The sequence below is a fragment of the Nonomuraea sp. NPDC005692 genome (assembly GCF_040631115.1).
Lineage (GTDB): Bacteria > Actinomycetota > Actinomycetes > Streptosporangiales > Streptosporangiaceae > Nonomuraea.
On the sequence record NZ_JBEXYU010000025.1, the window covers coordinates 37448 to 62964 of the forward strand.

The 25517-nt window shown below is 72.8% G+C and carries 25 protein-coding genes; 11 read left to right on the forward strand and 14 right to left on the reverse strand.

From position 1 onward, the window contains the following. Positions 1–63: 63 nt before the first annotated feature. Both ilvD and ABZ459_RS36960 read left to right on the forward strand, forming a co-directional pair. Positions 64–1902: a dihydroxy-acid dehydratase gene (ilvD, locus tag ABZ459_RS36955; protein WP_357980523.1), complete on the forward strand. Its 1839-nt coding sequence runs from the start codon at positions 64–66 to the stop codon at positions 1900–1902. Positions 1903–1976: 74 nt separating this feature from the next. Then, positions 1977–2474, forward strand: a complete 498-nt coding sequence (locus ABZ459_RS36960; protein ID WP_357980526.1) for a WYL domain-containing protein — start codon at positions 1977–1979, stop codon at positions 2472–2474. Between the two features lie 973 nt (positions 2475–3447). On the opposite strand, the gene ABZ459_RS36965 is transcribed toward ABZ459_RS36960, so the two are convergent. From ABZ459_RS36965 to ABZ459_RS36975, 3 genes are read right to left on the reverse strand one after another with little or no spacing between them, the layout of a single operon-like run. Beyond that, positions 3448–3660 (reverse strand): zinc ribbon domain-containing protein, encoded by a 213-nt coding sequence (locus ABZ459_RS36965; RefSeq protein ID WP_357980529.1) that lies wholly within the window; start codon positions 3658–3660, stop codon positions 3448–3450. A 9-nt stretch (positions 3661–3669) separates the two neighbouring features. Next, positions 3670–4497 (reverse strand): GNAT family N-acetyltransferase, encoded by an 828-nt coding sequence (locus tag ABZ459_RS36970; protein WP_357980532.1) that lies wholly within the window; start codon positions 4495–4497, stop codon positions 3670–3672. 46 nt (positions 4498–4543) lie between these two features. After that, on the reverse strand, positions 4544–5053 hold the full coding sequence (locus ABZ459_RS36975) for an HNH endonuclease (protein ID WP_352322827.1): 510 nt from the start codon (positions 5051–5053) through the stop codon (positions 4544–4546). Positions 5054–5333: 280 nt separating this feature from the next. Between ABZ459_RS36975 and ABZ459_RS36980 the strand changes: the two genes are divergently transcribed. The 3 genes from ABZ459_RS36980 to ABZ459_RS36990 are packed head-to-tail and all read left to right on the forward strand — an operon-like array spanning position 5334 to position 8549. Further along, a complete protein-coding gene (locus ABZ459_RS36980; protein WP_357980534.1) occupies positions 5334–7391 on the forward strand; it encodes a prolyl oligopeptidase family serine peptidase in 2058 nt (685 codons plus the stop codon). Between the two features lie 10 nt (positions 7392–7401). Further along, positions 7402–8202, forward strand: coding sequence for an AraC family transcriptional regulator (locus tag ABZ459_RS36985; RefSeq protein WP_357980537.1), 801 nt, complete (start codon positions 7402–7404; stop codon positions 8200–8202). Further along, positions 8199–8549, forward strand: coding sequence for a VOC family protein (locus ABZ459_RS36990; RefSeq protein WP_357980540.1), 351 nt, complete (start codon positions 8199–8201; stop codon positions 8547–8549). Before ABZ459_RS36985 ends, ABZ459_RS36990 begins: the two co-directional genes overlap by 4 nt. 15 nt (positions 8550–8564) lie before the next feature. Here ABZ459_RS36990 and purU read toward each other — a convergent pair whose 3' ends face one another. Genes purU through ABZ459_RS37010 form a run of 4 tightly spaced genes read right to left on the reverse strand, consistent with a single transcriptional unit; the run spans position 8565 to position 13828 of the window. Next, the gene (gene purU / locus ABZ459_RS36995; protein ID WP_357980543.1) at positions 8565–9419 is read right to left on the reverse strand and encodes a formyltetrahydrofolate deformylase; all 855 of its coding nucleotides are present in this window, start codon (positions 9417–9419) and stop codon (positions 8565–8567) included. Continuing rightward, positions 9416–11803 carry an FAD-dependent oxidoreductase gene (locus tag ABZ459_RS37000; RefSeq protein ID WP_357980546.1) on the reverse strand — a complete coding sequence of 796 codons (2388 nt, stop codon included), beginning with the start codon at positions 11801–11803 and terminating at the stop codon, positions 9416–9418. Before ABZ459_RS37000 ends, purU begins: the two co-directional genes overlap by 4 nt. Next, positions 11800–12723, reverse strand: coding sequence for a LysR family transcriptional regulator (locus ABZ459_RS37005; protein ID WP_357980549.1), 924 nt, complete (start codon positions 12721–12723; stop codon positions 11800–11802). Before ABZ459_RS37005 ends, ABZ459_RS37000 begins: the two co-directional genes overlap by 4 nt. A 7-nt stretch (positions 12724–12730) precedes the next feature. Continuing rightward, on the reverse strand, positions 12731–13828 hold the full coding sequence (locus ABZ459_RS37010) for an aminotransferase class V-fold PLP-dependent enzyme (RefSeq protein WP_357980552.1): 1098 nt from the start codon (positions 13826–13828) through the stop codon (positions 12731–12733). Positions 13829–13971: 143 nt separating this feature from the next. Here ABZ459_RS37010 and ABZ459_RS37015 point away from each other — a divergent pair, with 143 nt between their 5' ends. Both ABZ459_RS37015 and ABZ459_RS37020 read left to right on the forward strand, forming a co-directional pair. Next, complete coding sequence (locus ABZ459_RS37015; RefSeq protein WP_357980555.1) at positions 13972–14922, forward strand: inorganic phosphate transporter; 951 nt, start codon at positions 13972–13974, stop codon at positions 14920–14922. Continuing rightward, entirely contained in the window at positions 14919–15551 is a 633-nt protein-coding gene (locus tag ABZ459_RS37020; protein ID WP_357980558.1) for a DUF47 family protein, read from the forward strand. Before ABZ459_RS37015 ends, ABZ459_RS37020 begins: the two co-directional genes overlap by 4 nt. A gap of 3 nt (positions 15552–15554) precedes the next feature. On the opposite strand, the gene ABZ459_RS37025 is transcribed toward ABZ459_RS37020, so the two are convergent. Further along, a complete protein-coding gene (locus ABZ459_RS37025; RefSeq protein ID WP_357980561.1) occupies positions 15555–16517 on the reverse strand; it encodes an SDR family NAD(P)-dependent oxidoreductase in 963 nt (320 codons plus the stop codon). 66 nt (positions 16518–16583) lie between these two features. Further along, positions 16584–17465, reverse strand: a complete 882-nt coding sequence (locus tag ABZ459_RS37030; protein WP_357980564.1) for a TIGR03620 family F420-dependent LLM class oxidoreductase — start codon at positions 17463–17465, stop codon at positions 16584–16586. Positions 17466–17497: 32 nt separating this feature from the next. Between ABZ459_RS37030 and ABZ459_RS37035 the strand changes: the two genes are divergently transcribed. After that, the gene (locus ABZ459_RS37035) at positions 17498–17854 is read left to right on the forward strand and encodes a helix-turn-helix domain-containing protein (RefSeq protein ID WP_357980568.1); all 357 of its coding nucleotides are present in this window, start codon (positions 17498–17500) and stop codon (positions 17852–17854) included. Positions 17855–17889: 35 nt separating this feature from the next. Beyond that, complete coding sequence (locus ABZ459_RS37040; RefSeq protein WP_357980571.1) at positions 17890–18360, forward strand: TspO/MBR family protein; 471 nt, start codon at positions 17890–17892, stop codon at positions 18358–18360. A gap of 40 nt (positions 18361–18400) precedes the next feature. Here the strand turns inward: ABZ459_RS37040 and ABZ459_RS37045 are convergent, their stop codons facing one another. Beyond that, positions 18401–19978: an alkaline phosphatase family protein gene (locus tag ABZ459_RS37045; protein ID WP_357980574.1), complete on the reverse strand. Its 1578-nt coding sequence runs from the start codon at positions 19976–19978 to the stop codon at positions 18401–18403. Positions 19979–20091: 113 nt separating this feature from the next. Between ABZ459_RS37045 and ABZ459_RS37050 the strand changes: the two genes are divergently transcribed. Continuing rightward, positions 20092–20535: an NUDIX domain-containing protein gene (locus tag ABZ459_RS37050; protein WP_357980577.1), complete on the forward strand. Its 444-nt coding sequence runs from the start codon at positions 20092–20094 to the stop codon at positions 20533–20535. A gap of 7 nt (positions 20536–20542) precedes the next feature. On the opposite strand, the gene ABZ459_RS37055 is transcribed toward ABZ459_RS37050, so the two are convergent. The 3 genes from ABZ459_RS37055 to ABZ459_RS37065 form a co-directional block, all read right to left on the reverse strand. Continuing rightward, positions 20543–20923: an MBL fold metallo-hydrolase gene (locus ABZ459_RS37055; RefSeq protein ID WP_357980580.1), complete on the reverse strand. Its 381-nt coding sequence runs from the start codon at positions 20921–20923 to the stop codon at positions 20543–20545. 147 nt (positions 20924–21070) lie between these two features. After that, positions 21071–21850: a hypothetical protein gene (locus tag ABZ459_RS37060; RefSeq protein WP_357980583.1), complete on the reverse strand. Its 780-nt coding sequence runs from the start codon at positions 21848–21850 to the stop codon at positions 21071–21073. 15 nt (positions 21851–21865) lie between these two features. Then, positions 21866–22492 carry a helix-turn-helix domain-containing protein gene (locus ABZ459_RS37065; RefSeq protein ID WP_357980587.1) on the reverse strand — a complete coding sequence of 209 codons (627 nt, stop codon included), beginning with the start codon at positions 22490–22492 and terminating at the stop codon, positions 21866–21868. Positions 22493–22573: 81 nt separating this feature from the next. Between ABZ459_RS37065 and ABZ459_RS37070 the strand changes: the two genes are divergently transcribed. Beyond that, positions 22574–24319 (forward strand): NmrA family NAD(P)-binding protein, encoded by a 1746-nt coding sequence (locus ABZ459_RS37070; RefSeq protein WP_357980590.1) that lies wholly within the window; start codon positions 22574–22576, stop codon positions 24317–24319. Between the two features lie 16 nt (positions 24320–24335). Here ABZ459_RS37070 and ABZ459_RS37075 read toward each other — a convergent pair whose 3' ends face one another. After that, positions 24336–25487, reverse strand: a complete 1152-nt coding sequence (locus ABZ459_RS37075) for a pyridoxal phosphate-dependent aminotransferase (RefSeq protein ID WP_357980593.1) — start codon at positions 25485–25487, stop codon at positions 24336–24338. Positions 25488–25517 lie beyond the last annotated feature (30 nt).

A 25517-nucleotide genomic window follows, 5' to 3' on the forward strand; every position in this document is an offset into this window, starting at 1 on the left:
GTCTCAGGTGCCGGGCGGGTGGCCGTAACATGTGAAGACTCGCCTCATGATGGGAGAAGCACAATGCCGGCCCTCAGGTCACGTACGGTCACCCACGGCAGGAACATGGTCGGCGCCCGGGCCCTGCTCCGGGCGACCGGCGTAGCCGGGAGCGACTTCGGCAAACCCATCATCGCGGTCGCCAACAGCTTCACCCAGTTCGTCCCGGGCCACGTGCACCTGCGCGAGGTCGGCGACGTGGTCTCGGCCGCGATCCGCGAGGCGGGGGCGATCCCGCGCGAGTTCAACACGATCGCCGTCGACGACGGCATCGCGATGGGCCACGGCGGCATGCTCTACTCGCTGCCGTCCCGCGAGCTGATCGCCGACGCCGTCGAGTACATGGTCAACGCCCACTGTGCCGACGCGATGATCTGCGTCTCCAACTGCGACAAGATCACGCCGGGCATGCTGCTGGCCGCGTTCCGGCTGAACATCCCCACGATCTTCGTCTCCGGCGGCCCCATGGAGGCCGGCAAGACGCCGGGCCGCAAGCTCGACCTCGTCGACCCGATGGTCGCCGCCGCCGACGCCTCGGTGTCCGACGACGAGCTGCTGGAGATGGAGGAGAACGCCTGCCCGACCTGCGGGTCCTGCTCGGGCATGTTCACCGCCAACTCCATGAACTGCCTGACCGAGGCCATGGGCCTGGCCCTGCCCGGCAACGGCACGATCCTGGCCACCCACAAGCGGCGCAAGCAGCTCTTCGAGGACGCCGGCCGCCAGCTCGTCGAGATCACCCGCCGCTACTACGAGGACGGCGACGAGTCGGTCCTGCCGCGCTCGGTCGCCACCCGCGCGGCCTTCGAGAACGCCATGACGCTCGACGTGGCGATGGGCGGCTCGACCAACACGATCCTGCACATCCTGGCCGCGGCCCGCGAGGCCGAGGTCGACTTCGGCCTCAAGGAGATCAACGAGATCTCGCTGCGGGTGCCGTGCCTGTGCAAGGTCGCCCCGGCCACCAACAAGTACCACGTCGAGGACGTCCACCGCGCCGGCGGCATCCCGGCCATCCTGGGCGAGCTCGACCGGGCCGGGCTGCTGCACCGCGACGTGCCCACGGTCAACGGGGGCACGCTGGCCGACACGCTGGCCGCCTGGGACGTCAAGTCGCCGACCGTGCTGCCCGAGGCCGTCGAGCTGTGGCACGCGGCGCCGGGCAACGTGCGCACGGTGAAGGCGTACTCGCAGGACAACCGCTGGGACTCCCTCGACCTCGACCGGGCGCAGGGGTGCATCCGCGACCTCGAGCACGCCTACAGCGCCGACGGCGGCCTGGCCGTGCTCTACGGCAACATCTCGCGCGACGGCGCGGTGGTGAAGACCGCGGGGGTCGACGAGTCGATCTGGAAGTTCAGCGGGCCCGCGGTGGTGTTCGAGTCGCAGGAGCAGGCCGTCGAGGGCATCCTCGGCGGGCAGGTCAAGGAGGGCGACGTGGTGGTCATCCGCTACGAGGGCCCCAAGGGCGGCCCCGGCATGCAGGAGATGCTCTACCCGACCTCGTTCCTCAAGGGCAAGGGCCTGGGCAAGGCGTGCGCGCTGGTCACCGACGGCCGCTTCTCAGGCGGCACGTCCGGGCTGTCGATCGGGCACGCCTCGCCGGAGGCGGCCGAGGGCGGCACGATCGCGCTGGTCGAGGACGGCGACATCATCGACATCGACATCCCCGGCCGGTCGATGGAGCTGCGCGTGCCGGAGGCCGAGCTGGCCGCGCGGCGCGAGCGGCTGCTGGCCGACCTGGGCGGCTACCGGCCGCGCGACCGCAACCGTCCGGTGAGCGTGGCGCTGCAGGCGTACGCGGCGATGACCACGTCCGCCTCTACCGGCGCCTCGCGTGATCTGTCGCAGCTGTCCCGATAGTTAGGGTGCGGTGGACCTTGGGTCCACCGCACAGATTTTCGAAAATTGTCGGTGGTCGTCCCTATTCTTGGGGTATGACGACAGTCGTGAAGGACGAGACTCGCCCGCTGACGACCGCCGAGATCGCCGCCATCGCCCTCTCCCTCGCTCACCTCGGAGCGGGCCCGCAGGCCGTCGCCGCACGGCGCGGCCTGCAACACGCGCTCGAGCACCTGGAGCTCGACGACGACGTCATCGCGACCACGCTCGCGACCCTGACCGAGCCGCTGCCCGTGGAGACCGCCTCCCGGGCCAGGCTCATCGCCGACGCCATCACCAGCCGCCTCATGATCCGCCTCCACTACCGCGACGCCTCGGGGGCCGTCACCTCCCGCGACGTCGAGCCGGTGACCTGCCTGGTCCACCGCGAATACTGGTACCTGGTCGGCGTGTGCCGGATGCGGCGGGCCATCAGGGCGTTCCGGTTCGACCGCATCATCGCGGTCGAGCCCACCCTGACCCCGTCGCGGCCGCACCTGGCCGACCGGTTCCTGCCCTTCCAGCGCCGCCGCCGGCGCACCACCGCGGCATGAGCCGCAAAGAGACGCCTGCGGCGTGAGCCGCGGGCGAAGCACTGCGGCGTAACCTGCCGCAAGCTTGACCCTCGGGCCCCCGGGCGTTGGTGCGGGGCGTGACAGGCTCGCGCACATGCGCGTCCGGGGGATCTCGCTCATCGCCGCACTGCTGCCCGTCGTGGTGTCCGCCTGCTCGGCGGCCCCGCGTCCGGCTCCGCTCCCGATCGTGGCGCACCGCCAGGCGGTGACCGTGGAACGCCTGCTGCCGCCGGCCACGGGGCGGGCGCTCGACCGGGCGCTGGAACGTCAGCTGCGGGGCCGTCCTGGGCGGGTGGCGCTCTCGGTCTACGACCGCGCGACGGGCGTGCGGTACTCCTACGCCGAGGGCAGGCCGTTCGTGCTGGCCAGCGTGGCCAAGGTGGACATCCTGCTCGCCCTGCTGCTGCTCAGGCAGAGCGAGCACCGGCGGCTCGGCGCGTACGAACGCAGGCTCGCCTCCCGGATGATCCGCCAGAGCCACAACGAGAGCGCGCACGAGCTGTACATGACCGTCGGCGGCCAGGAGGGGCTCAGCCGGGTCCTGCGCGCGCTGGAGGTGCGCGACACCAGGCCGGGCGCGGGCCTGTCGTGGGGCATGACCCTCAGCCACCCGTCGGACCAGGTACGGGTGCTGGAGCAGCTCACCGACCCGGCCGGGCCGGTGCCGGCCGCGAGCCGCCGCTGGGCGCTGGGGCTCATGTCGTCGGTGGACGGATCGCAGGCGTGGGGCGTCAGCGCCGCCGGCGGCGAGGTGGCGCTCAAGAACGGCTGGCTGCCGGTCGAGGCGCACGGCGGCCGGTGGACGGTCAACAGCGTGGGTCGGATCGTGCTGAACGGGCACGAACTGCTCATCGCCGTGTTGTCGGAGCGCAGCCCGGACATGGCGACGGGCGTGGCGACCGTGGAACGGGCGGCCCGGCTCGCCGTGGAGGCGTTCACCCGGGCCCGCCGGTCAGGAGCAGCAACCTCCGCCGCAGCAGCCGCCACCACCACCGCCGGCCGGGCGGGGAGCGGCGGCGCCACCGGTCATGGAGACGGTGGACAGCAGCTTGACCGTGTCGCCGTGGCCCTCCGGGCAGGTCGCCGGCTCGTCTGAGGCCGACATGGGACGGGAGACCTCGAACGTGGAGCCGCAGGCGCGGCAGCGGAAGTCGTAACGCGGCATGCGGTAAGCCTAACTCGCTGTGGCCGGTGAGCGGGAGCCGGTGTAGGTCAGGTGCGCATGGTCGGAGACGGGTTCGTAGCCGATCGACCGGTAGATGGCGTTGCTGGTCGGGTTGTCCAGGTCGGTGAAGAGCACGACCTGCGCGCACCGCTCGGCCAGCGCCACCTCGCTGGCGTACGCGGTGACCGCGGCCCCGTAGCCCTTCCTGCGGCACGACGGCGGCGTGTAGACCGGTCCGACGCGGCACACGCCGCCGGCCGCCCGGCCGAGCCCGGCCACCGAGACCGGCGCGCCCTCGGCCTCCCACACGAACAGCTCGCGCCCGGCCACCCGCTGGGCGACCCGCTCGGCGACGTCGTGCGCCTCACCGAGCCCGACCTCGGTCCCGAACGCCTGGTACCAGCTCACCATCAGCGGGAAGTCACCGGGCCCGGCGAGCCGGCCGCGACCGGGCACGGATGGGACGGCGAGCGCGCCGAGACGGTAGAGCCGTTCGGACACCGTCCGGTCGGGCTCGCCGAGCAGCCGGACGACCTCGGACGTCACCTCGACCGGCCCCACGACCATGGGCAGGTCGCCGCCGAGCGCCTCGACCAGCGGGGCGACGGCCTCGGCGGGCATGCGCGTGAGGCTCAGGGGGGCGGGCGGCGTGCGGAAGGCGGCGGCGCGCACCTGGCCCTCGACGGTCCACCAGGCGAAGAAGGGGTCTTGGGCGGGATGGCCGGCACGCAGGTTGGCGAGGACGGTCAGCGGAACCGTGTTGCCGACCGGGTCGCCGAGCAGAAACGGCTCGGCGACCGCGGCGAATTCCTCCGGATCGGAGGTGAAGGTCCACATACCCGTCATGGTGGCAGGCGGTGGCCTCCGGCTTCAAAAGGGATTTCTAGGCCGCCGCCTCCAGGTAGGGCGCCCATTGGGGATCGCCGACGAGCGAGGCGCCGATGAGCCGCCAGTGGGCGCCCCTCGGCACCGCCGGGAGGACGCGCAGCGTCCATCCCAGCTCCTCCAGGTATTTGTCGGCCTTCCTGTGGTTGCAGGTCGTGCACGAGGCGACGCAGTTCTCCCACGTGTGGGTGCCGCCGCGCGATCTCGGGATGACGTGGTCGATGGTCTCGGCCCGCTGCCCGCAGTAGGCGCAGCGGTAGTCGTCGCGCCGCATGAGGGCGGCCCTGGTCAGCGGGATTCGGGACCGGTAGGGGATGCGGACGTATCTGCGGAGCCTGATCACCGAAGGCACGTCGAGGGTGCAACTCGCCGAGCGGAGCTGGGCGCCCCGCCCGTCGCGGTGCACGACGTCGGCCTTCTCCCGCAGCACCAGCACGATGGCCCGGTGGAGCGAGAGCGTGGTGAGCGGCTCGTAGGTGGCGTTGAGCAGCAGGACCTGGCGCGTCATCGGGCCTCTCCCTGCCGCGCGCGTATCAAAGGGGACATGCCGTGGCATGTCCCGCCTGTCGGCCCCTCCTGGGGCACTGGTGCTTCCGTCACATGGACCTCCGCCGGACGGTCCAGCGGATGGTCACCACGGCACCGTCCTGTCACCAAGTCTGGCGTTAGCCGTAGCGTCCCCGCCACCCCATAATCTTCAAGCCGGAATGACCAGAGGGACACACGTTACGTTTTATGCCCGCTTCACCAGCGCTTTACGCCCCCACCTTGGCAGTAGGGTTCCTGGCATGACGCGAGAGCCTTATCCGACGGCACGCCGCGAAGACGTCGTCGACATCCTGCACGAAACGCCCGTCCCCGACCCCTATCGGTGGCTGGAGGACCCTGACAGCCCGGACACCAAGGAGTGGCTGCTCGCGCAGGCCGAGCTGTTCAACGCCAGTCGCGGCGAGCAGCGGTTCAAGGACCGCATCGCCGAGCTGCTGCGGTCCGGCTCGGTGGGGGCTCCGGCCTGGCGCGGGGAGCGCCGGTTCTTCTCCCGCCGCACGCCCGACCAGGAGCACGCGGTCTACTACGTGGTCGAGGCCGACGGCACCGAGCGGGCGCTGATCGACCCGATGGAGATCGACTCGTCCGGTCTCACCACGCTCGACGCCGTTCAGCCCGACAAGGAAGGGCGGCTGCTGGCGTACCAGATCTCGGTGGGCGGCGACGAGGAGTCGATCCTCTACGTCATGGACGTCGCGACCGGGATGCGCGTCGAGGGCCCGATCGACCGCTGCCGCTACTCCCCCATCGCCTGGCTGCCCGGCGGCGAGGCGTTCTACTACGTGCGCAGGCTGCCGCGCACCGAGGTGCCGGAGAACGAGGCGCAGTTCCACCGCCGCGTCTACCTCCACCGCGTCGGCACCTCGACCGAGGACGACGTGATGATCTTCGGCCAGGGGCTGAAGATGACCAACTACTACGGCGTCTCCGTCTCGCGCGACGGCCACTGGCTCCAGGTCTCGGCGCACGAGGGCACCGCGCCGCGCAACGACCTGTGGGTGGCCGACCTGACCGCCTCGCCCGCCGACTCCCCCGACCTGAAGGTCGTGCAGGAGGGCGTCGACGCGCAGACCGCCCTGGTGTTCGGCCGCGACGGCCGGCTCTACGTCCACACCGACAGGGACGCCTCCCGCGGCCGGGTGTGCGTGACCGACCCGGCCGAGCCCGGCTACGAGACCTGGCGCGACCTGATCCCCGAGGACCCCGAGGCGGTGCTGTCCGACTTCGCGATCCTCGACGACCTGGAGCGTCCGGTCATGCTGGTGGGCTGGACCCGCCACGCGATCAGCGAGATCACCGTCCACGACCTGGCGACCGGCGAGCGCGTCGGCTCGGTGCCGACGCCGGGGCTTGGCACGATCGGCGGCATCTCCGAGCGTCCCGAGGGCGGCTTCGAGGCGTGGTTCGGCTACACCGACAACACCACGCCGCCGACGATCCAGCGCTACGACGCCCGCACGGGCGAGACCACGCTGTGGGCCGCCTCGCCGGGCGCGGTCGAGGTGCCGCCGGTGCGCACGTCGCAGGTGGTGTACCGGTCCAAGGACGGCACCGACGTCCGGATGCTGATCATCTCCCCCGCCGACGAGCGGCCCGGCCCCCGGCCCACGATCCTCTACGGCTACGGCGGCTTCGGCCTGTCCATGACCCCCGGCTACTCGGCCTCGATCCTGGCCTGGGTCGAGGCGGGCGGCGTCTACGCCATCGCCAACCTGCGCGGCGGCGGCGAGGAGGGCGAGGACTGGCACCGCGCGGGCATGCTGGCCAACAAGCAGAACGTGTTCGACGACTTCCACGCCGCGGCCGAGCACCTCATCGAGACCGGCGTCACCACCCGCGAGCAGCTCGGCATCTCCGGCGGCTCCAACGGCGGCCTGCTGGTCGGCGCCGCGCTGACGCAGCGCCCCGACCTGTACGCGGCCGTGGTCTGCTCGGCGCCGCTGCTCGACATGATCAGGTACGAGAAGTTCGGCCTCGGCGCGACCTGGAACGTCGAGTACGGCAGCGCCGACGACCCCGAGCAGTTCGGCTGGTTGTGGGGGTATTCGCCCTACCACCGGGTCGAGGAGTCGGTGGCCTACCCGGCGACGTTGTTCACCGTCTTCCAGTCCGACACGCGGGTGCACCCGCTGCACGCCTGGAAGATGTGCGCGGCGTTGCAGCACGCCTCGGCGGCCGGGCGGCCGGTGCTGCTGCGCAACGAGGCCGAGGTGGGCCACGGCGCCCGCTCGGTGAGCCGGACGGTCGACCTGTCGGCCGACACGCTGACCTTCCTCGCCGAGCACACCGGTCTGTAGTGTCGGGAGCATGAGCAGCCCGGGGCCGGCCATCGTCGAGGCCGTCCCCAGCGCTGCGCTGCGGCCGTACGTCATCAAGTTGTGCGCCTACAGCGAGCACTATCCCGCGCCCGTCACGCGCGCCGAGGCCGCCCTTCCCGGGGCGGTGCTCATCCTGGGCGTCGGAGCGCCGATGGAGGCGTACGGGGAGCGGGTCGGCGCGTTCGCGGGCGGGCTCGCCGACCGGTTCGCGGTCACCCGCGTCAAGGGGCCCTGCGAGGGCGTGGAGGTGGTGCTCACCCCGTTCGGGGCGCGGCGGCTGTACGGGCTGCCGATGCGCCATCTGACGAGCCGGGTGGTCCCGGTGGAGGCCGTGCTCGGGCCGTGGGCCGGGGAGCTGCTCGACCGGCTGGCCGCGACGCCGTCGTGGCGGGAGCGGCTGGCCCTGACCGACCGGCTGCTGACCGAGCGCATCCTGGCCGGGCCGCAGGTGGGCCCCGAGCTGCCGTGGGCGTGGGCGCGGCTGCTGGAGTCGGGCGGGCAGCTCGGCGTGTCGTCGCTGGCCGCGTCGCTGGGCTGGAGCCACCGGCATCTGGTGGCCCGCTTCCACGACCAGGTCGGGCTGGCCCCCAAGACTGCGGCCCGGGTGATCAGGTTCGGCCGGGCGGCACGGCTGCTGCGCTCCGGCAGGCCGATCTCCGCGGTCGCGGCCGAGTGCGGTTTCTACGACCAGGCCCATCTCAACCGCGAGTTCCGGGCGCTCGGCGGCACCACGCCCGGTCAGATTCGTCCAAGACCCGCGGGCGGGCCGCCGCGCATGCTGGAGTCATGAAACGCACTGTCTACGCACTGGCCCGCTACGAGCACCCGCAGGCGGCGCTCGACTTCCTGACCGGGGCGTTCGGGTTCCGGGTGCACGAGTCGTCGAAGGACGAGTCCGGAGCCGTCGACCACGCCGAGCTGTTCGTCGAGGACGACCTGATCATGATCGGCCGGGGGAAGCCGGGCGGGCCCGGCGTCTACATCGCGGTCGACGACGTCGACGCCCATCACGACCACGCCAGGGCCGCGGGGGCCGTGATCACCATGGAGCTCACCGACCAGCCGTACGGCTCGCGCGAGTACGGCTGCAAGGACCCCGAAGGCAACTCCTGGTTCTTCGGGACGTACCGCCCGTAACCCCTCGGGAAGAGGTCAGCGGGGGAAGACGACGGTCTTGTGGCCGTCGAGCAGGACGCGCTGCTCGGCGTGCCACTGGACCGCGCGGGCCAGCGCCACGCACTCCACGTCGCGCCCGATGCGCACGAGGTCGTCCGGCGAGTGGCTGTGGTTGACCCGGGCGACCTCCTGCTCGATGATCGGGCCCTCGTCGAGGTCGGAGGTCACATAGTGGGCCGTCGCGCCGATGAGCTTGACGCCCCGGTTGTGGGCCTGGTGGTAGGGCTTGGCGCCCTTGAACGACGGCAGGAACGAGTGGTGGATGTTGATCGCCCGCCCGGCCAGCTTCTCGCACAGGTCCTCCGACAGCACCTGCATGTAGCGGGCCAGCACCACCAGGTCGACCTGGTAGTGCTCGACCAGCGCCAGCACCTCGGCCTCCTGCCTCGGCTTGGTCTCGGGCGTGATCGGCAGGTGGTGGTAGTCGATGCCGTACGACTGGGTGAGCGGGCGCAGGTCGGGGTGGTTGGAGGCGACCGCGACCACCTCGATGCCGAGCGTCTTCGACCTGACCCGGTAGAGCAGGTCGTTGAGGCAGTGGTCGAACCGGCTGACCATGATCAGCACGCGCGGCTTCCTGGCCACGTCGCGCAGCCTGAACTCCATGGCGAAGTCGGGGGCCAGGGCGGCGAAGGCGGCGCCCAGCTCGTCCTCGCCGAGCGGGCCGGAGAACTGCACGCGCATGAAGAACCGCTGAGCGACCCGGTCGCCGAACTGCTGGCTCTCGATGATGTTGCACCCGTGCACCGCCAGCAGGCCGGAGACGGCGGCCACCACGCCGGGGCGGTCGGGGCAGGACAGGGTCAGGATGTACTCGGCGTGGCTGCTCATGCCTTCACTCTCGCGGACGTGGGATCGTAGGGCGCCTTGAGGCTGATCTGGGCAGAGTACAGGTCACCGGCCACGTCGACCGCCACCTTCTCCAGCGTGACGCCGCCTTCCTGCGAGACCTCGGTGACGAAGCCCAGCGCCACGGACCTGCCGAGCGTGGGGCTGTGGGCCGCCGAGGTGACGTAGCCCACCAGGACGCCGTCGGACAGCAGGGACTCGCCGCCCCACAGGTGTGCGGCGGGGTCGTCCAGCACGATCGAGACTACCCTGCGCGACGGCGTCTCCAAGGCGTGCCGCGCTCCCCGGTAGCCGCCGCTCTTCTTGCAGGTGAAACGCAGTCCGGCGGCGGCGGGGGTGACCTCGGGGCCCAGCTCGCGGCCCCAGGCGCGGTAGCCCTTCTCGATGCGCATGGCCTCGATGGCGTAGTGGCCGGCCTGGGTCAGCCCGCCGGCGCCCATGAGGGTCTCGTGCACGGTGACGGCGAACTCGGCGGGCACGTACAACTCCCAGCCCAGCTCGCCCACGTACGTGACGCGGGTGGCGCGTACGGTGGCGTGGCCGAGGTCGACCAGGCGGGACGTGCCGAAGTCGAAGGCGGAGAAGTCGGACTTCGACACCGACTGCAGGATCGTCCTGGACGAGGGGCCCATCACGCCGAAGACCGCGTACGCGCCGGTGACGTCCACCAGGACCGCCCGCCGGTCGCCGAGGCCCTTGGAGATGTGGTCGAAGTCCCTGGTGGTCTGGGCCGAGCCGGTCACGATCAGGTACTCGTCGCCGGCCACGCGCGTCACCGTCAGATCCGACTCGTAGCCGCCCCGGTCGTTGAGCAGGCCGGTGTAGACGACCCGGCCGGGCTCGACGTCCACGTCGGCGGTGCACAGCCACTGCAACGCCTCCATGGCCTCGGGCCCCTTGAGGACGAACTTGGAGAAGGCGGTCTGCTCGAACAGCGCCGCCGCGTTCCGGCACGCCGCCACCTCGGCGTCCACGTACGGCTGCCATCCCGGCCGCCCGAACGTGGACGGCGTGGCGGGCCCGAAGTAGTTGACCCGCTCCCAGCCCATCTTCGATCCGAAGCACGCCCCCGCCTCGGCCAGCAGGTGGTGCACCGGCGAGCGGCGCAGCGGCCGGGCGGTCCGCGGCTCCCGGTCCGGCCAGGGCATCGCGTAGTGCAGCCCCAGCGTCTCGGTGACCCGGTCGCGCAGCCAGGTGTCGTTGCCGGCCCAGCGGGCGAAACGCCGGATGTCGGCGGGCCACAGGTCGCCGGTCGGCTCGCCGTGCACGATCCACTCGGCCAGCGCGCGGCCGGCGCCGCCCGCCGAGGCGATGCCGGCAGAGTTGAACCCGGCGCCGACGAACAGGCCGCGCACCTCGGGGGTCTCGCCCAGCAGGAACATGTTGTCGGGCGTGAAGCTCTCCGGCCCGTTGTAGAACATCCTGACCCCGGCGCTCTCCAACGCCGGGACGCGCTGGATCGCGTTCTCCATGATGATCGCGAACTGGTCCCAGTCCTCCTCCAGGAGCTGGAACTCGAAGGGGTGGGGGATGCCGTCCATGCCCCAGGGCTTGGCGTCCGGCTCGAAGCCGCCCACGACCAGGCCGCCGACCTCCTCCTTGAGGTAGGCGTACCCGTCGGGGTCGCGCAGCACGGGCAGGTCGGGGCGCACGCCGGGGATGCGTTCGGTCACCACGTAGTAGTGCTCGGCCGAGTGCAGCGGGACGGTCGCGCCGGCCATCCTGCCGACCTCCTTGGCCCACTGTCCGGCGCAGTTGACCAGCACCTCGGTCTCGATGTGGCCCTCGGAGGTGTGCACGCCGCGCACGGCGCCGTCGCGCACGGTGACGCCGGTGACGCGGACCCGCTCGATCACCTGGACGCCGTGCCGCTGGGCGCCCCTGGCCAGCGCCTGCGTGAGGTCCGACGGGTTGGCCTTGCCGTCGCCGGGCAGCCAGACGCCGCCCACCAGGTCGTCGGTGCGCATGACCGGCCACAGCTCGCCGGCCTCGCGCGGGCTGACGACCTCGGCCTGGATGCCGTAGTTCCGGGCGGCGGCCGCGGTGCGCCGCAGCTGGGTCATGCGCTCGGGGGTGCGGGCCACGCTGACGCTGCCGCACTGCCTCCAGCCGGTGCCGAAGCCGGTCTCGGCCTCCAGGCGGGCGTACAGGTCGGTGCTGTACTTGATCAGCCTGGTCATGCTCTCGGTGTTGCGGAGCTGGCCGACGAGCCCGGCGGCGTGCCAGGTGGTGCCGCAGGAGAGCTGTCCCTGTTCGAGCAGCACGACGTCGGTCCAGCCCAGCTCGGCCAGGTGGTAGGCCACGCTGCAGCCCGCGATGCCGCCACCGATGATCACGACCTGTGCCCGGGAGGGCAGGGATGTCAAGAGATGCTCCTCAAGCGATTGATCCCCGGCCAGCTGCGGACGTTGCGCAGCATGGCGATGAACGCCTGCTCGGCGGGCCCCAGCAGCCGGTCACGGCGATGGGCCAGCACGATGGGGCGGGGCTGGGGCGCGGGCAGCACCTCCAGGGCCGCCAGCCGCCCGTCGGCGAGCTCCTGCTCGACGCAGTGCTCGGACACCAGCGAGACGCCGAGCCCCGCGGCGACCGCCTGTTTGATCGTCTCCGGGCCCCAGATCTCGCTGCGGCCGGCCTCTTCGAGCCCCCACGTCTCCAGCGCCTGCTCCTGCAGCTCGCGGGTGGAGGAGCCGGGCTCGCGGATGAGGAAGAACTCGCCCGTCAGGTCGGCGGGCTCGGCGCGGCCTCTGCTGGACAGCCGGTGGCCCGGCTGGGTGATGACGACGAGCCGGTCCTCCAGGATCGGCTCGCTGACGAGCTGCGCCGCGCCGGGCTCGCCGGCCAGCACCGCGACGCCGATCTCGCCGTCCACCAGGCCGCGCTCGACCCGCTGGCCGTTGCCGACCTGGATGCCGAGCTCGATGCCCGGATGACGGTCGCGGAAGGCGGCCAGCAACGGCGGCAGGAGGTACGTGCCGACGGTGGTGGTGCCTCCCGCGACCAGCTTGCCGGTCTGCAGCCCGGAGACCTGCCGGATGGCGGCCACGGCCTCGTCGGCCAGCAGGAACACCCGCTTGGCGTACTCCAGCATCACCTCGCCCTCGGGGGTGAGCCTGATGCGGGCGCCGCTGCGGTCGATCAGCGTGGCGCGCAGCGCCTGCTCAAGCTGCCTGACCTGGTGTGACACGGACGGTTGGCTGAGGTAGAGCTTCTGCGCCGCGGCCGAGAAGCCGCCGCACTCCACGACCGTCATGAAGATCCAGAGCCGGTGCAGGTTGAGCTGCATGTCGTCGTTAACCCCTAGCTGCCTCGATCGACTCTCGGAGCGCGTCCTCGAGCTGTTCCAGCCGGTGCCAGGGGATCTCGCCCATCGTGCAGATCCTGAAGAAGTCCGCGGAAAGTTGCCCCTGACCGGCGTAGATAACGTAACCGCGCTTTTTGAGCTCATCGTGAAGCGCCGCATAAGTTACGTTTTCGGGGAGATGAAGCATTGTTACGGTGTTTGACCTGAATTGTTCATCAACGAGGATTTTCAGGCCGAGACGGGCGAACTGGCCGCGGACGAGGGCCGCCCGCTCGCGGTACAGCCGGGTCCGCGCCGCGAAGCCGCCCGCCTCCTCGTACTCCTTGATCGCCTCGTCGAGGGAGTAGCAGACCTGCACGGCCGGGGTGAACGGCACGTCGCCCTTGCGCTGACCGGCCAGGTAGCTGGCGGCGTTGAGGTAGAGGCTGCGCGCGGGCGCCTCCTGGATCCGCTCGATCGCCGCCTCGCTGCACAGGATGAACGACATGCCGGGCAGCCCGTGCAGGCCCTTGTTGGCGGTGCCGCAGACGACGTCCGCCCTGACCTCGGCCAGGTCCTGGTCCTCGATCGCGGTGCCGCTGATCGCGTCGATCACGAACAGCGCGCCGTGCTCGGCCACCACCTCGCCGATCTCCTTGATCGGGTTGATCAGGCCGGTCGTGGTCTCGTGGTGCACGCAGACCACGGCGTCCACGTCGTCGCGCCCGGCCAGCGCCGCCCGGACGGCCTCGGGGTCGGCCGGGACCGTCCAGTCGCTCCTGACCTCGTGGAACGGGATGCCGTGCGCCTTCGCGATCTTGATCATCCGGTCGCCGTAGACGCCGTTGTTCACGACGAGCACGCCACGTCCCGCGCGGACGGAGCTGATGACCGCCATCTCCATGGCCGCGGTACCCGACCCGGTGACCAGCAGCGCCTCGTGCGTGCCGGCCAGGTTCAGGCACCGGGGCAGGGCCTCGCGGATCCTGAACAGCAACTCCGTGAACTCGGGCTCGCGGTGGCAGAGGTCGCCGCGAAGCAGGGCGTCCTTGACCCGCTTCGACGTACATGCGGGCCCGGGATTCAACAGAATGAGTTCTTCGTCCATCAATCCACTCGATCTTGGGTAGTTATCGGGCATTACGGACGCTATCCGGGGTGGCGCCGCATGGGACAGCCGCCTTTCCCCTATGAGGGCCATAGGGGAATCGGGCTTGTCCGTGCTGAGCAGCGCCGACTGGGATGGGACACGTGCCGTTGGAGACCGTCGTACTGATCGGGGTCGCGGGGCTGTTCGCCGTCGTGTCCGGGATCAACGACGGCGGGGCGCTGCTGGCGACCGGGCTCAAGCTGCCGGTGATCAGGCCGGCCGTCGGCATCCTCTCGCTGGTGCTGTTCGTCACGGTGGTCCCGCTGGTCACCCACCAGGTGGCGCTGACGTTCGTGAACCGGCTGGCGGGCTTCCACGCCCCCGGTGGCCAGGCCGCGATGACGGTGGCCGTGCTCTGCGCACTGGCGGTGGTGTTCACGCTCAGCGCGAAGGGCCGGCCGACCAGCCTCACGCTGGCCGTGGTGGGCGGGCTCACCGGGGCCGGGCTGGGGTGGGGGCTGCCGGTGTCGGCCGGCTCGGTGGCGCTCGTGCTGGCCTTCGGGCTGGCCGCGCCGTTCGTGGGGGCGCTGCTGTCGTGGCTGCTCATCCGGCTGCTCGTACGGGTGACCGACGCGCCCGGCCTGGCCCGCTGGCACTGGGCCGGGTTCCTGCTCCAGACGCTCGCCTACGCGGCCAACGACGGGCAGAAGATGCTGGCCGTCTTCATGATCGCGCTCGGCTTCCAGGGCGCGCCCCTGGCCTGCACCTCGCTGGTGGCGGTGCTGTTCGGGCTTGGAGCGCTCTACGGGCTGCCCAGGGCGGGCCGTACGCTGAGCCGCGAGATCATCGTCTCCCGGCCCGCGCACGGCGTCGCCGCCGAACTGGCCGCGGGCACCGCCGTGCTCGCCTGCGCCGCGCTGGGTATGCCCGTGAGCATGACCCAGGCCGTGGCCGGCGGGCTGGTCGGCGCCGGGGTCGCGCAGGGCGGCGGCCGGGTCCGCTGGTACGCCGCCGTCAGGATCGTCGTGGCCTGGCTGCTGACGCTCCCGCTGAGCGCGCTGCTGGCCGCGACGGCGGCGTTCGTCCTGAAGGGGCTGAGGGGGACGTGGTGAAGCGATGGCGCCGGATCCGGGACCTCATGACCGGCCGGATGGACGGCGCGCTCACCGGCGCCCTGCTCGGCCAGCTCAAGGCCACCAAGCAGGGCGCCTGGCTGGCGATGGCCATGATCGGCGGCGAGGTCGGCAGGACCGGCGCGCACGAGCGGATGCGCGCGATCGAGCACCTCGGCGACGAGGAGCGCGCCCGCCTGGTCGAGGAGCTCAAGACCGCGCTGGTCACGCCCATCGACCCCGAGGACCTGTTCCGCCTGTCGCGCTCGATCGACGACGTGCTGGACTCGCTCCGGGACTTCGTGCGCGAGTCGCACCTGTACCGGGTGCCCGACCAGATCCGCTTCACGCCGCTGCTCGACCAGGTCATCGTGGGCATCGACGCCCTGGAGAGCGCCGTGCGCGGCCTGGCCGCCCGGCCCTCGGCGGTGGTGCAGGACGCCCTAGAGGCCAAGAAGGCCGGCGGCGCGATCCGGCGCATGTACCAGTACGAGATCTCCCGGATCTTCTCCGGCGAGGTCACCTCGAACGCGCTCAAGCAGCGCGAGCTGGTACGCCGCCTGGAGATCGTGGGCATGGCCATCGGCGAGGCGGCGGACGCCATCGCCGACGGCGCCATGAAACGCTGACCGTCAGGCCGTCCGCCCGGCGAAGGCGTCGACGCCGGTCAGCTCGGCCGACAACCGCCACAGGCGGGCGGCCTGCTCGGGGTCGGTGGCGTAGGGATGCACCCCGCCGCCGGAGCCGTCGGCCCGCTCGGCGATGTCGCAGTCTTCGCAGTAGACGCCGCCCATGCCGTCGAGCTGCGGGGAGGTGGCCGCCCACAGCTGGGTGGCCGCGCCCTGCTCAGGGCTCTTGAAGCCGGGATTGAGCAGGTTGCCCTGCTCGTCGATCCAGCCCGCCTCGACCATCTCCTGCTTGGTCAGGTGGCGCTGGAGCGGGGTGAGGATGCCGCCGGGGTGCACCGCGAACGCCCGCACCCCCGCGTCCTTGGCCAGGGCGTCGAGGTGCACGGCGAACAGCACGTTGGCCGTCTTCGCCTGGCCGTACGCCTGCCACTTGTCGTAGCCGTGCTCGAACATCACGTCGTCCCAGCGCATGCCGGAGCGCCGGTGGCCGCCGGAGGAGACGGCCACGACCCGGCCGCCGCCGCGCTCGACGGCCGGCCACAGGCGGTTGACCAGCGCGTAGTGGCCGAGGTGGTTGGTGGCGAACTGGGCCTCCCAGCCGGGGCCGACCCGCGTCTCGGGGCAGGCCATGATGCCCGCGTTGTTGATCACGAGGTGCAGGTCGCGGCCGGAGGCCAGGAACTCCTCGGCGAAGCGGCGCACGCTGTCGAGGTCGCCCAGGTCGAGCTCGCCCACCTCGACGCCGTCGATGCCGGCCAGGGCCTCCTCGGCCGCGCCGCGGCGCCGGGCCGGGACGACGACATGGGCGCCGGCCCCGCTGAGCGCGCGCGTGGTCTGCAGGCCGAGGCCGGAGTAGCCGCCGGTGACGAGCGCGACCCTGCCGGTGAGGTCGATGCCCTTGAGCACCTCGTCCGCGGTGCTGCGCGCGCCGAAACCCGAACCGATCCTGTGCTGAGGCGTTGTCATGGGACCGACGTTACGAAGTGAAGTGCGCTCTAAGTCAAACCGACCCGCCGGACCCGCCTGCCCCGATCAGAGGCCGAGGGCCGGGGCCAGGCGCTGGAGCCGGCTCAGGGCGTCGTCGAGGTCGGGGCCGCCCGGTGACAGCGGCTGGACGGCCACATGGTCGGCCCCGGCGTCGAGGTGGGCCCGCAGCCGCGCGGCGACCTGCCCTTCGTCGCCCCAGGCCACGATGGCGTCGGCCAGCCGGTCGCTGCCGCCGCCGGCGAAGTCGTCGTCGGTGAAGCCCAGGGCGCGCAGATTGCCCAGGTAGTTGGGCAGGGTCAGGTAGTAGGCCAGGTGGGCGCGGGCGATCTCGCGGGCCCTTGCCGGGTCGGTCTCCAGCACCACGGCCTGCTCGGGCACCAGCAGCCGGCTCGCGCCGAGGACGCGGCGGGCCTGCTCGGTGTGCTCGGGCGGCACGAAGTAGGTGTGGGCGCCGTCGGCCCGGTCTCTGGACAGCTCCAGCATCCGGGGCCGCAGCGCCGCCAGCAGCCGGGGCGCCCTCGCCGCGGGCAGGCCCTCCTCGGCGGCGTCCATGCCGTCGAGATAGGCGCGCATCGCGCTCAGCGGCTTGTCGTAGGCGTGGCCGCGGCTGCCGACCAGCGGGCCGTGGCTGACCCCGATGCCCAGCACGAAACGGCCCGGGAAGGCGTCGGCCAGCGTCTTCGCGCCCGCCGTCATGCCCGTCGCGTCGCGGCCCCAGATGCTGGCGATGCCGGTCGCGACCGCGACGCGGGTGGTGGCGGCCAGCAGGACGGCCGCGGTGGTGAGCGGCTCCTTGCTCTGCCGGCCCTCGTTGATCCACACGGAGCCGTAGCCCAGCCGCTCGATCTCGGCCGCCGCGCGCCGCGCCTGCTCGGCGGGGGCCTTGCCGAACAGCGGATGCCACACCCCGAAGTGCCCGGTCTCCATGACCGCTCCCTCGACTAGAATGTTCGATCGAGATGGAACACTACACCAATGTTCGACCGCCATCGAACAGAACGCGCGGCCTGACCCACACCTCTCCCGTCGAGGTGTCGCTGCAGGCCGCCCTCGACGCGCTCGGCGACCCGGTCCGCCGCCGCATCGTCCGCGAGCTGGCCGAGGAGCCCGACTGGGCCCGCGCCTGCGGCACGTTCGCCCACCTGCCGGTGGCCAAGTCCACGCTCAGCCACCACTTCGGGGTGCTGCGCCAGGTCGGCCTGCTGGAGCAGCGCGACGAAGGCACCCGCCGGCTCAACCGGCTGCGCCGCGCGGAGTTCGACGAACGTTTCCCCGGCCTGCTCGCCCTCGTCGTCGAGGAGCCGGAGGGCGCCTAGGGCATGCGGCGGCCCTGGCGGGTAGGGGCAGGCCCATGCAGATGCGCCCGTTCGCCCGTAACCTCCTCGCCACGACGGCCGCGGTCACCGCCACGGCCACGCTCGGCAGCCTGGCCACCTCCTCGGGCTCGGCCTGGTACCGCCGGCTGCGCAAGCCCCGCTGGCAGCCGCCCAAGCAGGCGTTCGGCCTGGTCTGGACGCCGGTCTACGCCCTGATCGCCTACGCCGGCGCGCGCGCCCTGACCTCGGGAGACGACCGCGCCGGCCTGGCCCGCGCCCTGGGCGCCAACCTGGCGCTCAACGCCGCCTGGACCCCGCTGTTCTTCGGCGCCCGCTCCCCGCGCCTGGCGCTGGCCGACATCGTGGCGCTCGACGCGGCCAACCTCGTGCTGCTGCGCCGCTTCCTGCGCGCCGACCGCCGCGCCGGGCTGGCCCTGCTGCCCTACGTCGGCTGGACGGCCTTCGCCACCGCGCTCAACGCCTCCATCGCCGCCCGCAACCCCTGACCGGGAACCTCGCCCGAAGGCGGGGCCCCCGCCCGCGCGGTCAGGAGACGCGCAGGTCGTCCACCGCCCAGTACCAGTTGTTGGTCGCGTCGAAGTAGTGGAACCTGACCCGCATCGACCTGGCCCCGGCCGGCACGGTCACCTTCAGCGACTCGTTCCTGGCGACCGCGTCGGCCGTGTAGTTCTTCACCAGGGTGTCCGCGCCGCCGTCGAACGACACGAGCACCTGTGCCTTCTGCGCGCCGTCCACGCGGTAGTGAGTGGCGTAGGCGAGGGTGACGGACGTCCGGCCGGTCACGGTGTAGGCGGGCGAGACGAGCGTCGAGTCGAACGTCCCGGTGCCGTGCGACTTGTCGTCCCATTCGTCGGAGTCGGCCACCGCGAAGGTGCCCCTGGACCGGACGTTCAGCTCCCGCTGCTGGTCACGGGCCGCCCGCGACCAGAACTCGTCCGTGCTGAACGCCCAGCCGCGCCACTCCTGAACGCCTCCCGACGGCATCCTGGACGCGTCCACCGCCCAGCCCGCGGGCGGCGTGTGCGAGTAGCCGAGCACGCCTGCCGGGATGCCGGTCTCGTCGGTCCTGCCGGACAGCGCGACGCCCTCGAACGCGTCGCCGGTCCTGGTGTCGACGCGCCGGCCGTCGATCCCGCCCGGCACGGCCAGCCGCAGCCCGGTGAAGACCGCGGCCGTCACGTCCACCAGGCGCGTGTCGGCCGGCCGCGCCCCGGCGGCGATGCCCGGCCCGGAGGCCAGGACGAACGTGCGACGCTCCTCGATCGAGGACCCGCCGTGGCCGCCCGCGTCGGTGTGCCCGTGGTCGGTGGCCACGATCACCGTCCAGCGCTCGGCCCCGTACGTCGGCCTGGCCCTGACCGCGGCCAGCAGCCGGCCGATCCGGGCATCGGCGTCGTGGACGGCGGCCAGGTAGGCGGCCGAGGCGGCGCCGCTGTCGTGCCCGGCGATGTCGATGGCGCCCAGGTAGACGAAGGAGGCGTCCGGGTTCTTCGTGCGCAGGACGGTCTCGCTGACCTGGGTGAGGCGCTCGTCCTCGGCCGGGTAGCCGTCGGCGTCGCCGTCCAGGACCACCCTGGCGTCGATCCGGGGGCCGAACGTGCCCTGGTCGGCGAGCGGGTTCCAGTCGAGGGCGGCGTAGGTGGAGTAGCCGGTGCCGGTGTTCTCCAGCCTGGTCAGGAAGTCGGGGTACCGGTCGTAGTGCTTGCCGGCGAAGGTGTTGTCCTTGACGCCGTGCAGGTCGGGCCAGACGCCGGTGGCGATCGTGGACCAGCCGGGGCCGCTGGAGGTGGCGGCCATCGGGCTGGTGTAGAGCAGGCTGGTCCCGAACGTGCCGCCGCTGATCAGGGCGTCGAGGTTGGGGGCGTCGGCGGGGGCGATGCGGTCGTGGCGCAGGCCGTCGAGGCCGATGACCAGGACCTTGTCAGCGCTGATGCCGTTCGGGACGTCGGGGACGGGCACGGGCGCGGCCAGGGCGGTCGCGCCGTTGAGCACCTTGCCCTCGGGAGCGGGTGCGGGATCGGCCGCCTGGTTCGCCAGGGCCGCCGGCGCGGGGACCGACACGGCCGCGGCCACGAGAGCGGGCAGGATGCGCCATCGTTGCATGGACGTACTCCTCGCTGAGTGCTGGGGTGATCCGGCTGAAGGATCTCCAGCGTCAGGCGGGTGCGTGAATAGCGTCTTTCCGATGGACGCCATAGAGGGAAAAGGGGGCCCAAATGGGCAGCAGCCAACGTCCCGCCGCCCGCGTCGTCTGCCTCGACCGCGACGGGCGCGTCCTGCTCATGCACTGGTTCGACCCGGTCAGCGGCGCCGACGTGTGGGAACCGCCGGGCGGCGGCCTCGACCCGGGCGAGACGGCGCTGGAGGCCGCCCGGCGCGAGCTGGCCGAGGAGACCGGGCTGCCCGGCTCGGCCGTCGGCGAGCACTGGGTGGACGTCGAGCGCGACTTCTCCTGGCTGGGCGTGCGCTACGTGAAGACCGAGCCGTTCTTCCTGGCCACGTTCGACGAGGCGCGCCCGCGGGTGACCCCCGCCGCGCTCACCGAGGAGGAGCTGGGCGTCTACCGCGGTCACACCTGGGCCGAGGAGATGCCGTACGGCGTCGAGCCGCCGGAGCTGGCCGACGTGGTGGCCGCCCTGCGCGCCGCCGCGCCACGCTGAACCCCTGTCACACCTCGATCGTGCGACCCGCCGTGGCCACCGCGAGGTCGCCCGGGTAGGACCTGGCCGCCGCGGCGGTGCGGCCCGCGTCGAGGGCGCTGGACAGGTACTGGGCGTCCTCGTCGGGCACCTGCTCGGGATAGGTCGCCTCGGCCACCAGCAGGTCGGCGTCGGCGGCCAGCGTGACGAGGTCGGCGGACGGGCCGGTGTCGCCGGTGTAGGCGACCACCCGGCCGCCCGCGCTCAGCCGCAGCCCGGCGTTGGGCACGTGGTGCGGCAGCGAGAAGGCGTCGAGCCGGAAGGGGCCGATCTCGCGCGGCGTGCCCGGCTCCAGGTCGTGCAGCTCGAAGCTGCCGGCCAGCATGCCGCGTCTATCGAGCGCGAGCATCTCTCGAGCAGCCGCGGCAGCGTGGCGTAGCCGGGATCGACGAGCACGCGGAAACCGTCGTGCTCGATGAGGTAACCGCTGCACGCCTGGCCCGCCGCCGGCCAGGCCCCGCATCCGCCCAGCACTGTGATCAGCACGATCACGACCTTATCGGGGCTTGTGTCCCAGCTCGGCCAGCGTGGTGGACATCAGACCCCGCAGCAGCGGCCCGGCCAGGCCCTCGTGCACGGACTCGACCGGCAGGCCCTGGGCGATGCGGGCGTGGTAGGACTCGCGGTCGCGCTCGCCGGTGTAGGGCAGCGCGGTCATCGCCACGACCACGGTGGCCCGGGTGCCGCCGCGCGGCAGGACGGCGACGGCGTGGGTGCGCAGGCAGGTCTCGTCGGGGGCGCCGTACCAGCCGCACTTGACCCCGGCCTCGGGCGAGCCGAGCGCCTCGCGGGCGCCGAACGTCTGCTCGCCCGCCACCTGCCGCATCCACGCCAGGACGGTGGCCGCCACCGGGTCGCCCGCCGCCGCGGCCTGCGCGAACACGGTGTAGGCGGCGGCGACCTCCTCGGCCGACACCTCCACCGAGCCGAAGCGCGACGGGTCGCCGCCCGGCTGCGCCCACCGGACGCCGGTGCGCCGGTAGAGGTCGTCCAGCAGCACGCGGGGGCCGATGGACAGCCAGAGGCTGAGCGTGTCGGCGTTGGAGGAGACGACCACGGCCGGCTCGGCGTGGCGGCGCCAGCGGTCGGTGTCGTCGATGTGGTCGGCGGCCACCCAGGCGTAGAGCGGCTTGAGCAGCGAGGCGCAGCGCAGCCGGGCCGGGCCCGAGCGCACGCTCATCGTCCGGGCGGGCGGGCCGCCGTAGCCGCGCCTGATGCCCGCGGCCTGTGCTCCGGCGCTGTCTTGGAGGTCTTTCAGCAGGTCATTGAAGGCCACCGTCCCACCGTAGACCTACGGGGCGGTCCGCCAGCGCCCTTCGTACCACTCCGCGCTCGGTGGCTCGCCGGGCAGCGGGGTCGCGCCGGGGGCGCGCAGGCCGTCGAGCGCGATGGCCAGCAGGCGCTCCTTGACCCGCTGGTGCTCCTCGCTCGGCGGGCCGGGGGCGGGCCTGCTGAACTGCTCGATGAGCAGGGAGACGTCGAGCGTGGTCGCGTCGGGCCGCAGCGCGCCGGCCTCGCGGGCCCTGGCGACGAGTGTGCCGGCCAGCTCGGTGGCCCGGCGGGAGGTGCGCCACATCTCGTCGGTGACCTCGATCGTGCCCGCCACCGGGGCCAGCGCGCCGGAGCGGCCGGCGACGCAGGCGCGCACGTACGCCTCCAGCCCGGTCCACGGGTCGGGCTCGGCCAGGGCCGACTCAAGGTTGTCGACCACGCGTTCCATGGCGATCAGGCACAGCCGCTGGAGCAGCTCCTCCTTGGTGCGGTAGCGCCGGTAGAGGCTGCCCATGCCGACGCCCGCCTGCCTGGCGATGGCCGAGACCGGCGCGTCGAACCCCTGGGTCGTGAACACCTCGTGGGCCGCCTGGAGCAGCCGCAGATCGTTCCGCGCCGCCTCGGCCTGCCTGCCGCGTCCTGCCATGCCGTACAGGATATTGCGGAGCGCTGCGCTCCGATATACGGTTCTTTTCGGAGCGAAGCGCTCCGATAAAGGAGGTCTGTCATGCGTGCGGTGGTTCTGCGGGAGATCGGCGGCCCGGGGTCGCTCGTGGTGGAGGAGGTGCCCGACCCCGTTCCGGGGCCGGGTCAGGTGCTGGTCGAGGTGGCGGTCGCGGGCGTCACGTTCGTGGAGACGCAGGTGCGCGCCGGACGTGGGCCGCGCGCGGCCGAGCTGCCCGCGGTGCTGGGCAACGGGGTGGCGGGCACCGTCCTGGCGGTGGGCGAGGGTGTGGACGCGGCGCTGACGGGCTCCCTGGTGGTCACCACGCTCGGCGGGTACGGCGGCTACGCCGAGCTGGCGGTGGCCGCCGCCGAGGACCTGATCCCGGTGCCCGCCGGGCTGTCGCCGCGCGAGGCCGTGGCGCTGCTGGCCGACGGGCGCACCGCCGTGGGGCTCGTCCGTGCCGCCGCGCCGCGGCCCGGCGAGTGGGTGCTGGTGGAGGCGGCCGGCGGCGGGGTGGGCAGCCTGCTGGTGCAGCTCGCCCGCGCCGCGGGCGCGCGCGTGGTCGGCGCGGCCGGCAGCGCCGACAAGCGCGACCTGGCCGCGCGCCTCGGCGCCGAGCTGACGGTCGACTACACCGCCCCGGGCTGGGCCGACGAGGTGCGCGCCGCGACCGGCGGCCTCGACGTCGTCTTCGACGGCGTGGGCGGCGAGATCGGCGCCCAGGCACAGGACCTGCTGAAGGACGGCGGCCGGCTCAGCGCGTACGGCATGGCCGGCGGCCCGATGACCACCCCCGACCCCCGCGTGACCGCCGTCGCCTGGCCCGCGGCCGACCCGCGCGAGCTGGCCAGTGAGGCTCTGGAGCTGGCCGCCGCCGGCCGCCTGCGGCCCACGGTCGGCAACGTGCTGCCCCTGGAGTCGGCGGCCGAGGCGCACGCCGCCGTCGAGGCCCGCGCGATCACCGGGAAGTCCCTGCTGCTGCCCGCGCGGGCCAGGACGATCCTGGTCACCGGCGCCACCGGCAACCAGGGCGGCGCGGTGGCCCGGACGCTGCTGGCGCGCGGCTGGACGGTCCGCGCCCTGGTCAGGGACCCGGCCTCGGACGCCGCCCAGGCCCTGGCCGCGCTCGGCGCCACCCTGGCCAAGGGCGACCTGGACGACCCCGCCTCGCTCCGGGCGGCCATGACCGGCGTGCACGGCGTGTTCAGCGTGCAGGCCCTGGCCGTGACGGCGGAGGAGCTGGCCCGCGAGGTGCGCCAGGGCGTCGCCGTCGCCGACCTGGCCGCCGGGCTGGGCCTGGCGCACCTGGTCCACAGCTCGGTCGGCGGCGCCGAACGCGACACCGGCATCGAGCACTTCGCCGGCAAGTGGGCGATCGAGCGGCACATCGCCGAGCTGGGCCTGCGGGCCACGGTGCTGCGCCCGACGTTCTTCATGACGAACCTGCTGTACTACGCCGAGCCCGCCGGGGACGAGCGGGTCATCGCGCTGCCGTTCCGGCGCATGCAGCTCGTCGCGCCCGAGGACATCGCCCACTTCGCCGCGGAGGCGTTCGAGCGTCCCGAGGAGTACGCGGGCCGGGCGCTGGAGATCGCGAGCGAGGAGCTCACCGGCGCGGAGATCGCCGCGGTCTACCAGCGGGTCACCGGCACGCCCACCCGGTTCGAGCAGACCGCGCCCGGCGGGGAGCGCATGTACGAGTGGTTCCTGGAGAGCGGCTACCAGGCCGACATCGCCGCGCTCCGCGCCCGCCACCCCGGCCTGCGCACGTTCGAGTCCTTCCTGCGCGACCGGCTGGCCCGCTGACCCACGCCGTCCCGGGTCAGGACAGCGCCGCGTCGAAGCGGGCCCGCAGCTCCGACAGGCGGCCGACCGGCTCGGCGCTGTAGACCAGGCGGACGTACCGGGGCGCCACGCTCTCGCCCCAGGCCGTCATGGGGGTGGCCGCCACGCGTCCGCGTTCCAGCAGGCGGGCCGACAGGTCCTCGGCGGTCAGCCCCATGGCTTCGGCGTCCACCAGGACGGACCAGCCGCCGCCCGCCCGGACCACCGGCAGCCCGTCGAGCTGCGCGAGCACGGTGTCGTGGCGGGCCTGGTACTCGGCCGCCGCCTCCGCCACCCCCGCGCCGGCCGGGTCGGTGAGCGCGGCGGCGGCGCCGTACTGGTGGTATCCGCTGGCCACGGTGGTGTTGTAGATGGTCGCGACCATGATCCGGGACATGATGTCGGCCGGGCCGGCGACCCAGCCGATCCGCCAGCCGATCATCCGGTACTCCTTGGACATCGATCCGATGATGATCGTGCGCTCGGCCAGGCCGTCCACCTGGCAAGGGTTGATCCGCGGCCGGCCGTCGAAGACGATGCGCTCCATGGCGGCGTCGTAGATCAGATACGCGCCCGTACGCTCGCACACCCGCGCGACCGCCTGCCAGTCCTCCCGGTCGAAGACCACGCCCGACGGCATCGACGGGCTCATCAGCAGCAACGCCGCCGCGGCGGGCACCCGGGCGAGCGCCTCGCGGTCCAGCCGCCAGCGCCCGTCCTGCACCAGCAGCGGCACCAGGTGCGGGCGCGCGCCCGACAGCCGCACCCGCTGCAGCAGGCCGGCGTAGGTGGGGTCGGTGAGCAGCACGGGCTCGCCCGGCTCGGTCGTGGCCAGCAGCACGGGCATCACCGCCGACGTCCCGCCGGAGGTGACGCACACCTGCCGCAAGGGGTCGTAGTCGAGCCCGGTACGCGTCCGCAGCTCGGCGGCGACCGCCTGGCACAACACCGGCAGCCCGGTGAACGGCAGCCAGCTGTTGCCCGTCCCCTCCTCCAGCGACCGCCTGGTCGCGGCCACGGCGGACGGCGGGGGCGGGACGTCGGTGTCGAGGTTCTCCAGGCGCAGGACGTCGGCGTCCGCCCCGGCGGCCGCGGCCACCTTGTCGATGTCGAACGGCTGCACCTGCGCGAACCGGGAATTGGGCCGCATGACCGCACCTCCGTGCCTCGTTCCGTATAC

Coding starts and splice junctions, on each gene's coding strand:
- ilvD (WP_357980523.1), top strand. CDS start 64: ATGCCGGCCCTCAGGTCACGTACGGTCACCCACGGCAGGAACATGGTC.
- ABZ459_RS36960 (WP_357980526.1), top strand. CDS start 1,977: ATGACGACAGTCGTGAAGGACGAGACTCGCCCGCTGACGACCGCCGAG.
- ABZ459_RS36965 (WP_357980529.1), bottom strand. CDS start 3,660: ATGCCGCGTTACGACTTCCGCTGCCGCGCCTGCGGCTCCACGTTCGAG.
- ABZ459_RS36970 (WP_357980532.1), bottom strand. CDS start 4,497: ATGTGGACCTTCACCTCCGATCCGGAGGAATTCGCCGCGGTCGCCGAG.
- ABZ459_RS36975 (WP_352322827.1), bottom strand. CDS start 5,053: ATGACGCGCCAGGTCCTGCTGCTCAACGCCACCTACGAGCCGCTCACC.
- ABZ459_RS36980 (WP_357980534.1), top strand. CDS start 5,334: ATGACGCGAGAGCCTTATCCGACGGCACGCCGCGAAGACGTCGTCGAC.
- ABZ459_RS36985 (WP_357980537.1), top strand. CDS start 7,402: ATGAGCAGCCCGGGGCCGGCCATCGTCGAGGCCGTCCCCAGCGCTGCG.
- ABZ459_RS36990 (WP_357980540.1), top strand. CDS start 8,199: ATGAAACGCACTGTCTACGCACTGGCCCGCTACGAGCACCCGCAGGCG.
- purU (WP_357980543.1), bottom strand. CDS start 9,419: ATGAGCAGCCACGCCGAGTACATCCTGACCCTGTCCTGCCCCGACCGC.
- ABZ459_RS37005 (WP_357980549.1), bottom strand. CDS start 12,723: ATGCAGCTCAACCTGCACCGGCTCTGGATCTTCATGACGGTCGTGGAG.
- ABZ459_RS37010 (WP_357980552.1), bottom strand. CDS start 13,828: ATGGACGAAGAACTCATTCTGTTGAATCCCGGGCCCGCATGTACGTCG.
- ABZ459_RS37025 (WP_357980561.1), bottom strand. CDS start 16,517: ATGACAACGCCTCAGCACAGGATCGGTTCGGGTTTCGGCGCGCGCAGC.
- ABZ459_RS37030 (WP_357980564.1), bottom strand. CDS start 17,465: ATGGAGACCGGGCACTTCGGGGTGTGGCATCCGCTGTTCGGCAAGGCC.
- ABZ459_RS37035 (WP_357980568.1), top strand. CDS start 17,498: ATGGAACACTACACCAATGTTCGACCGCCATCGAACAGAACGCGCGGC.
- ABZ459_RS37040 (WP_357980571.1), top strand. CDS start 17,890: ATGCAGATGCGCCCGTTCGCCCGTAACCTCCTCGCCACGACGGCCGCG.
- ABZ459_RS37045 (WP_357980574.1), bottom strand. CDS start 19,978: ATGCAACGATGGCGCATCCTGCCCGCTCTCGTGGCCGCGGCCGTGTCG.
- ABZ459_RS37050 (WP_357980577.1), top strand. CDS start 20,092: ATGGGCAGCAGCCAACGTCCCGCCGCCCGCGTCGTCTGCCTCGACCGC.
- ABZ459_RS37055 (WP_357980580.1), bottom strand. CDS start 20,923: ATGCTCGCGCTCGATAGACGCGGCATGCTGGCCGGCAGCTTCGAGCTG.
- ABZ459_RS37065 (WP_357980587.1), bottom strand. CDS start 22,492: ATGGCAGGACGCGGCAGGCAGGCCGAGGCGGCGCGGAACGATCTGCGG.
- ABZ459_RS37070 (WP_357980590.1), top strand. CDS start 22,574: ATGCGTGCGGTGGTTCTGCGGGAGATCGGCGGCCCGGGGTCGCTCGTG.
- ABZ459_RS37075 (WP_357980593.1), bottom strand. CDS start 25,487: ATGCGGCCCAATTCCCGGTTCGCGCAGGTGCAGCCGTTCGACATCGAC.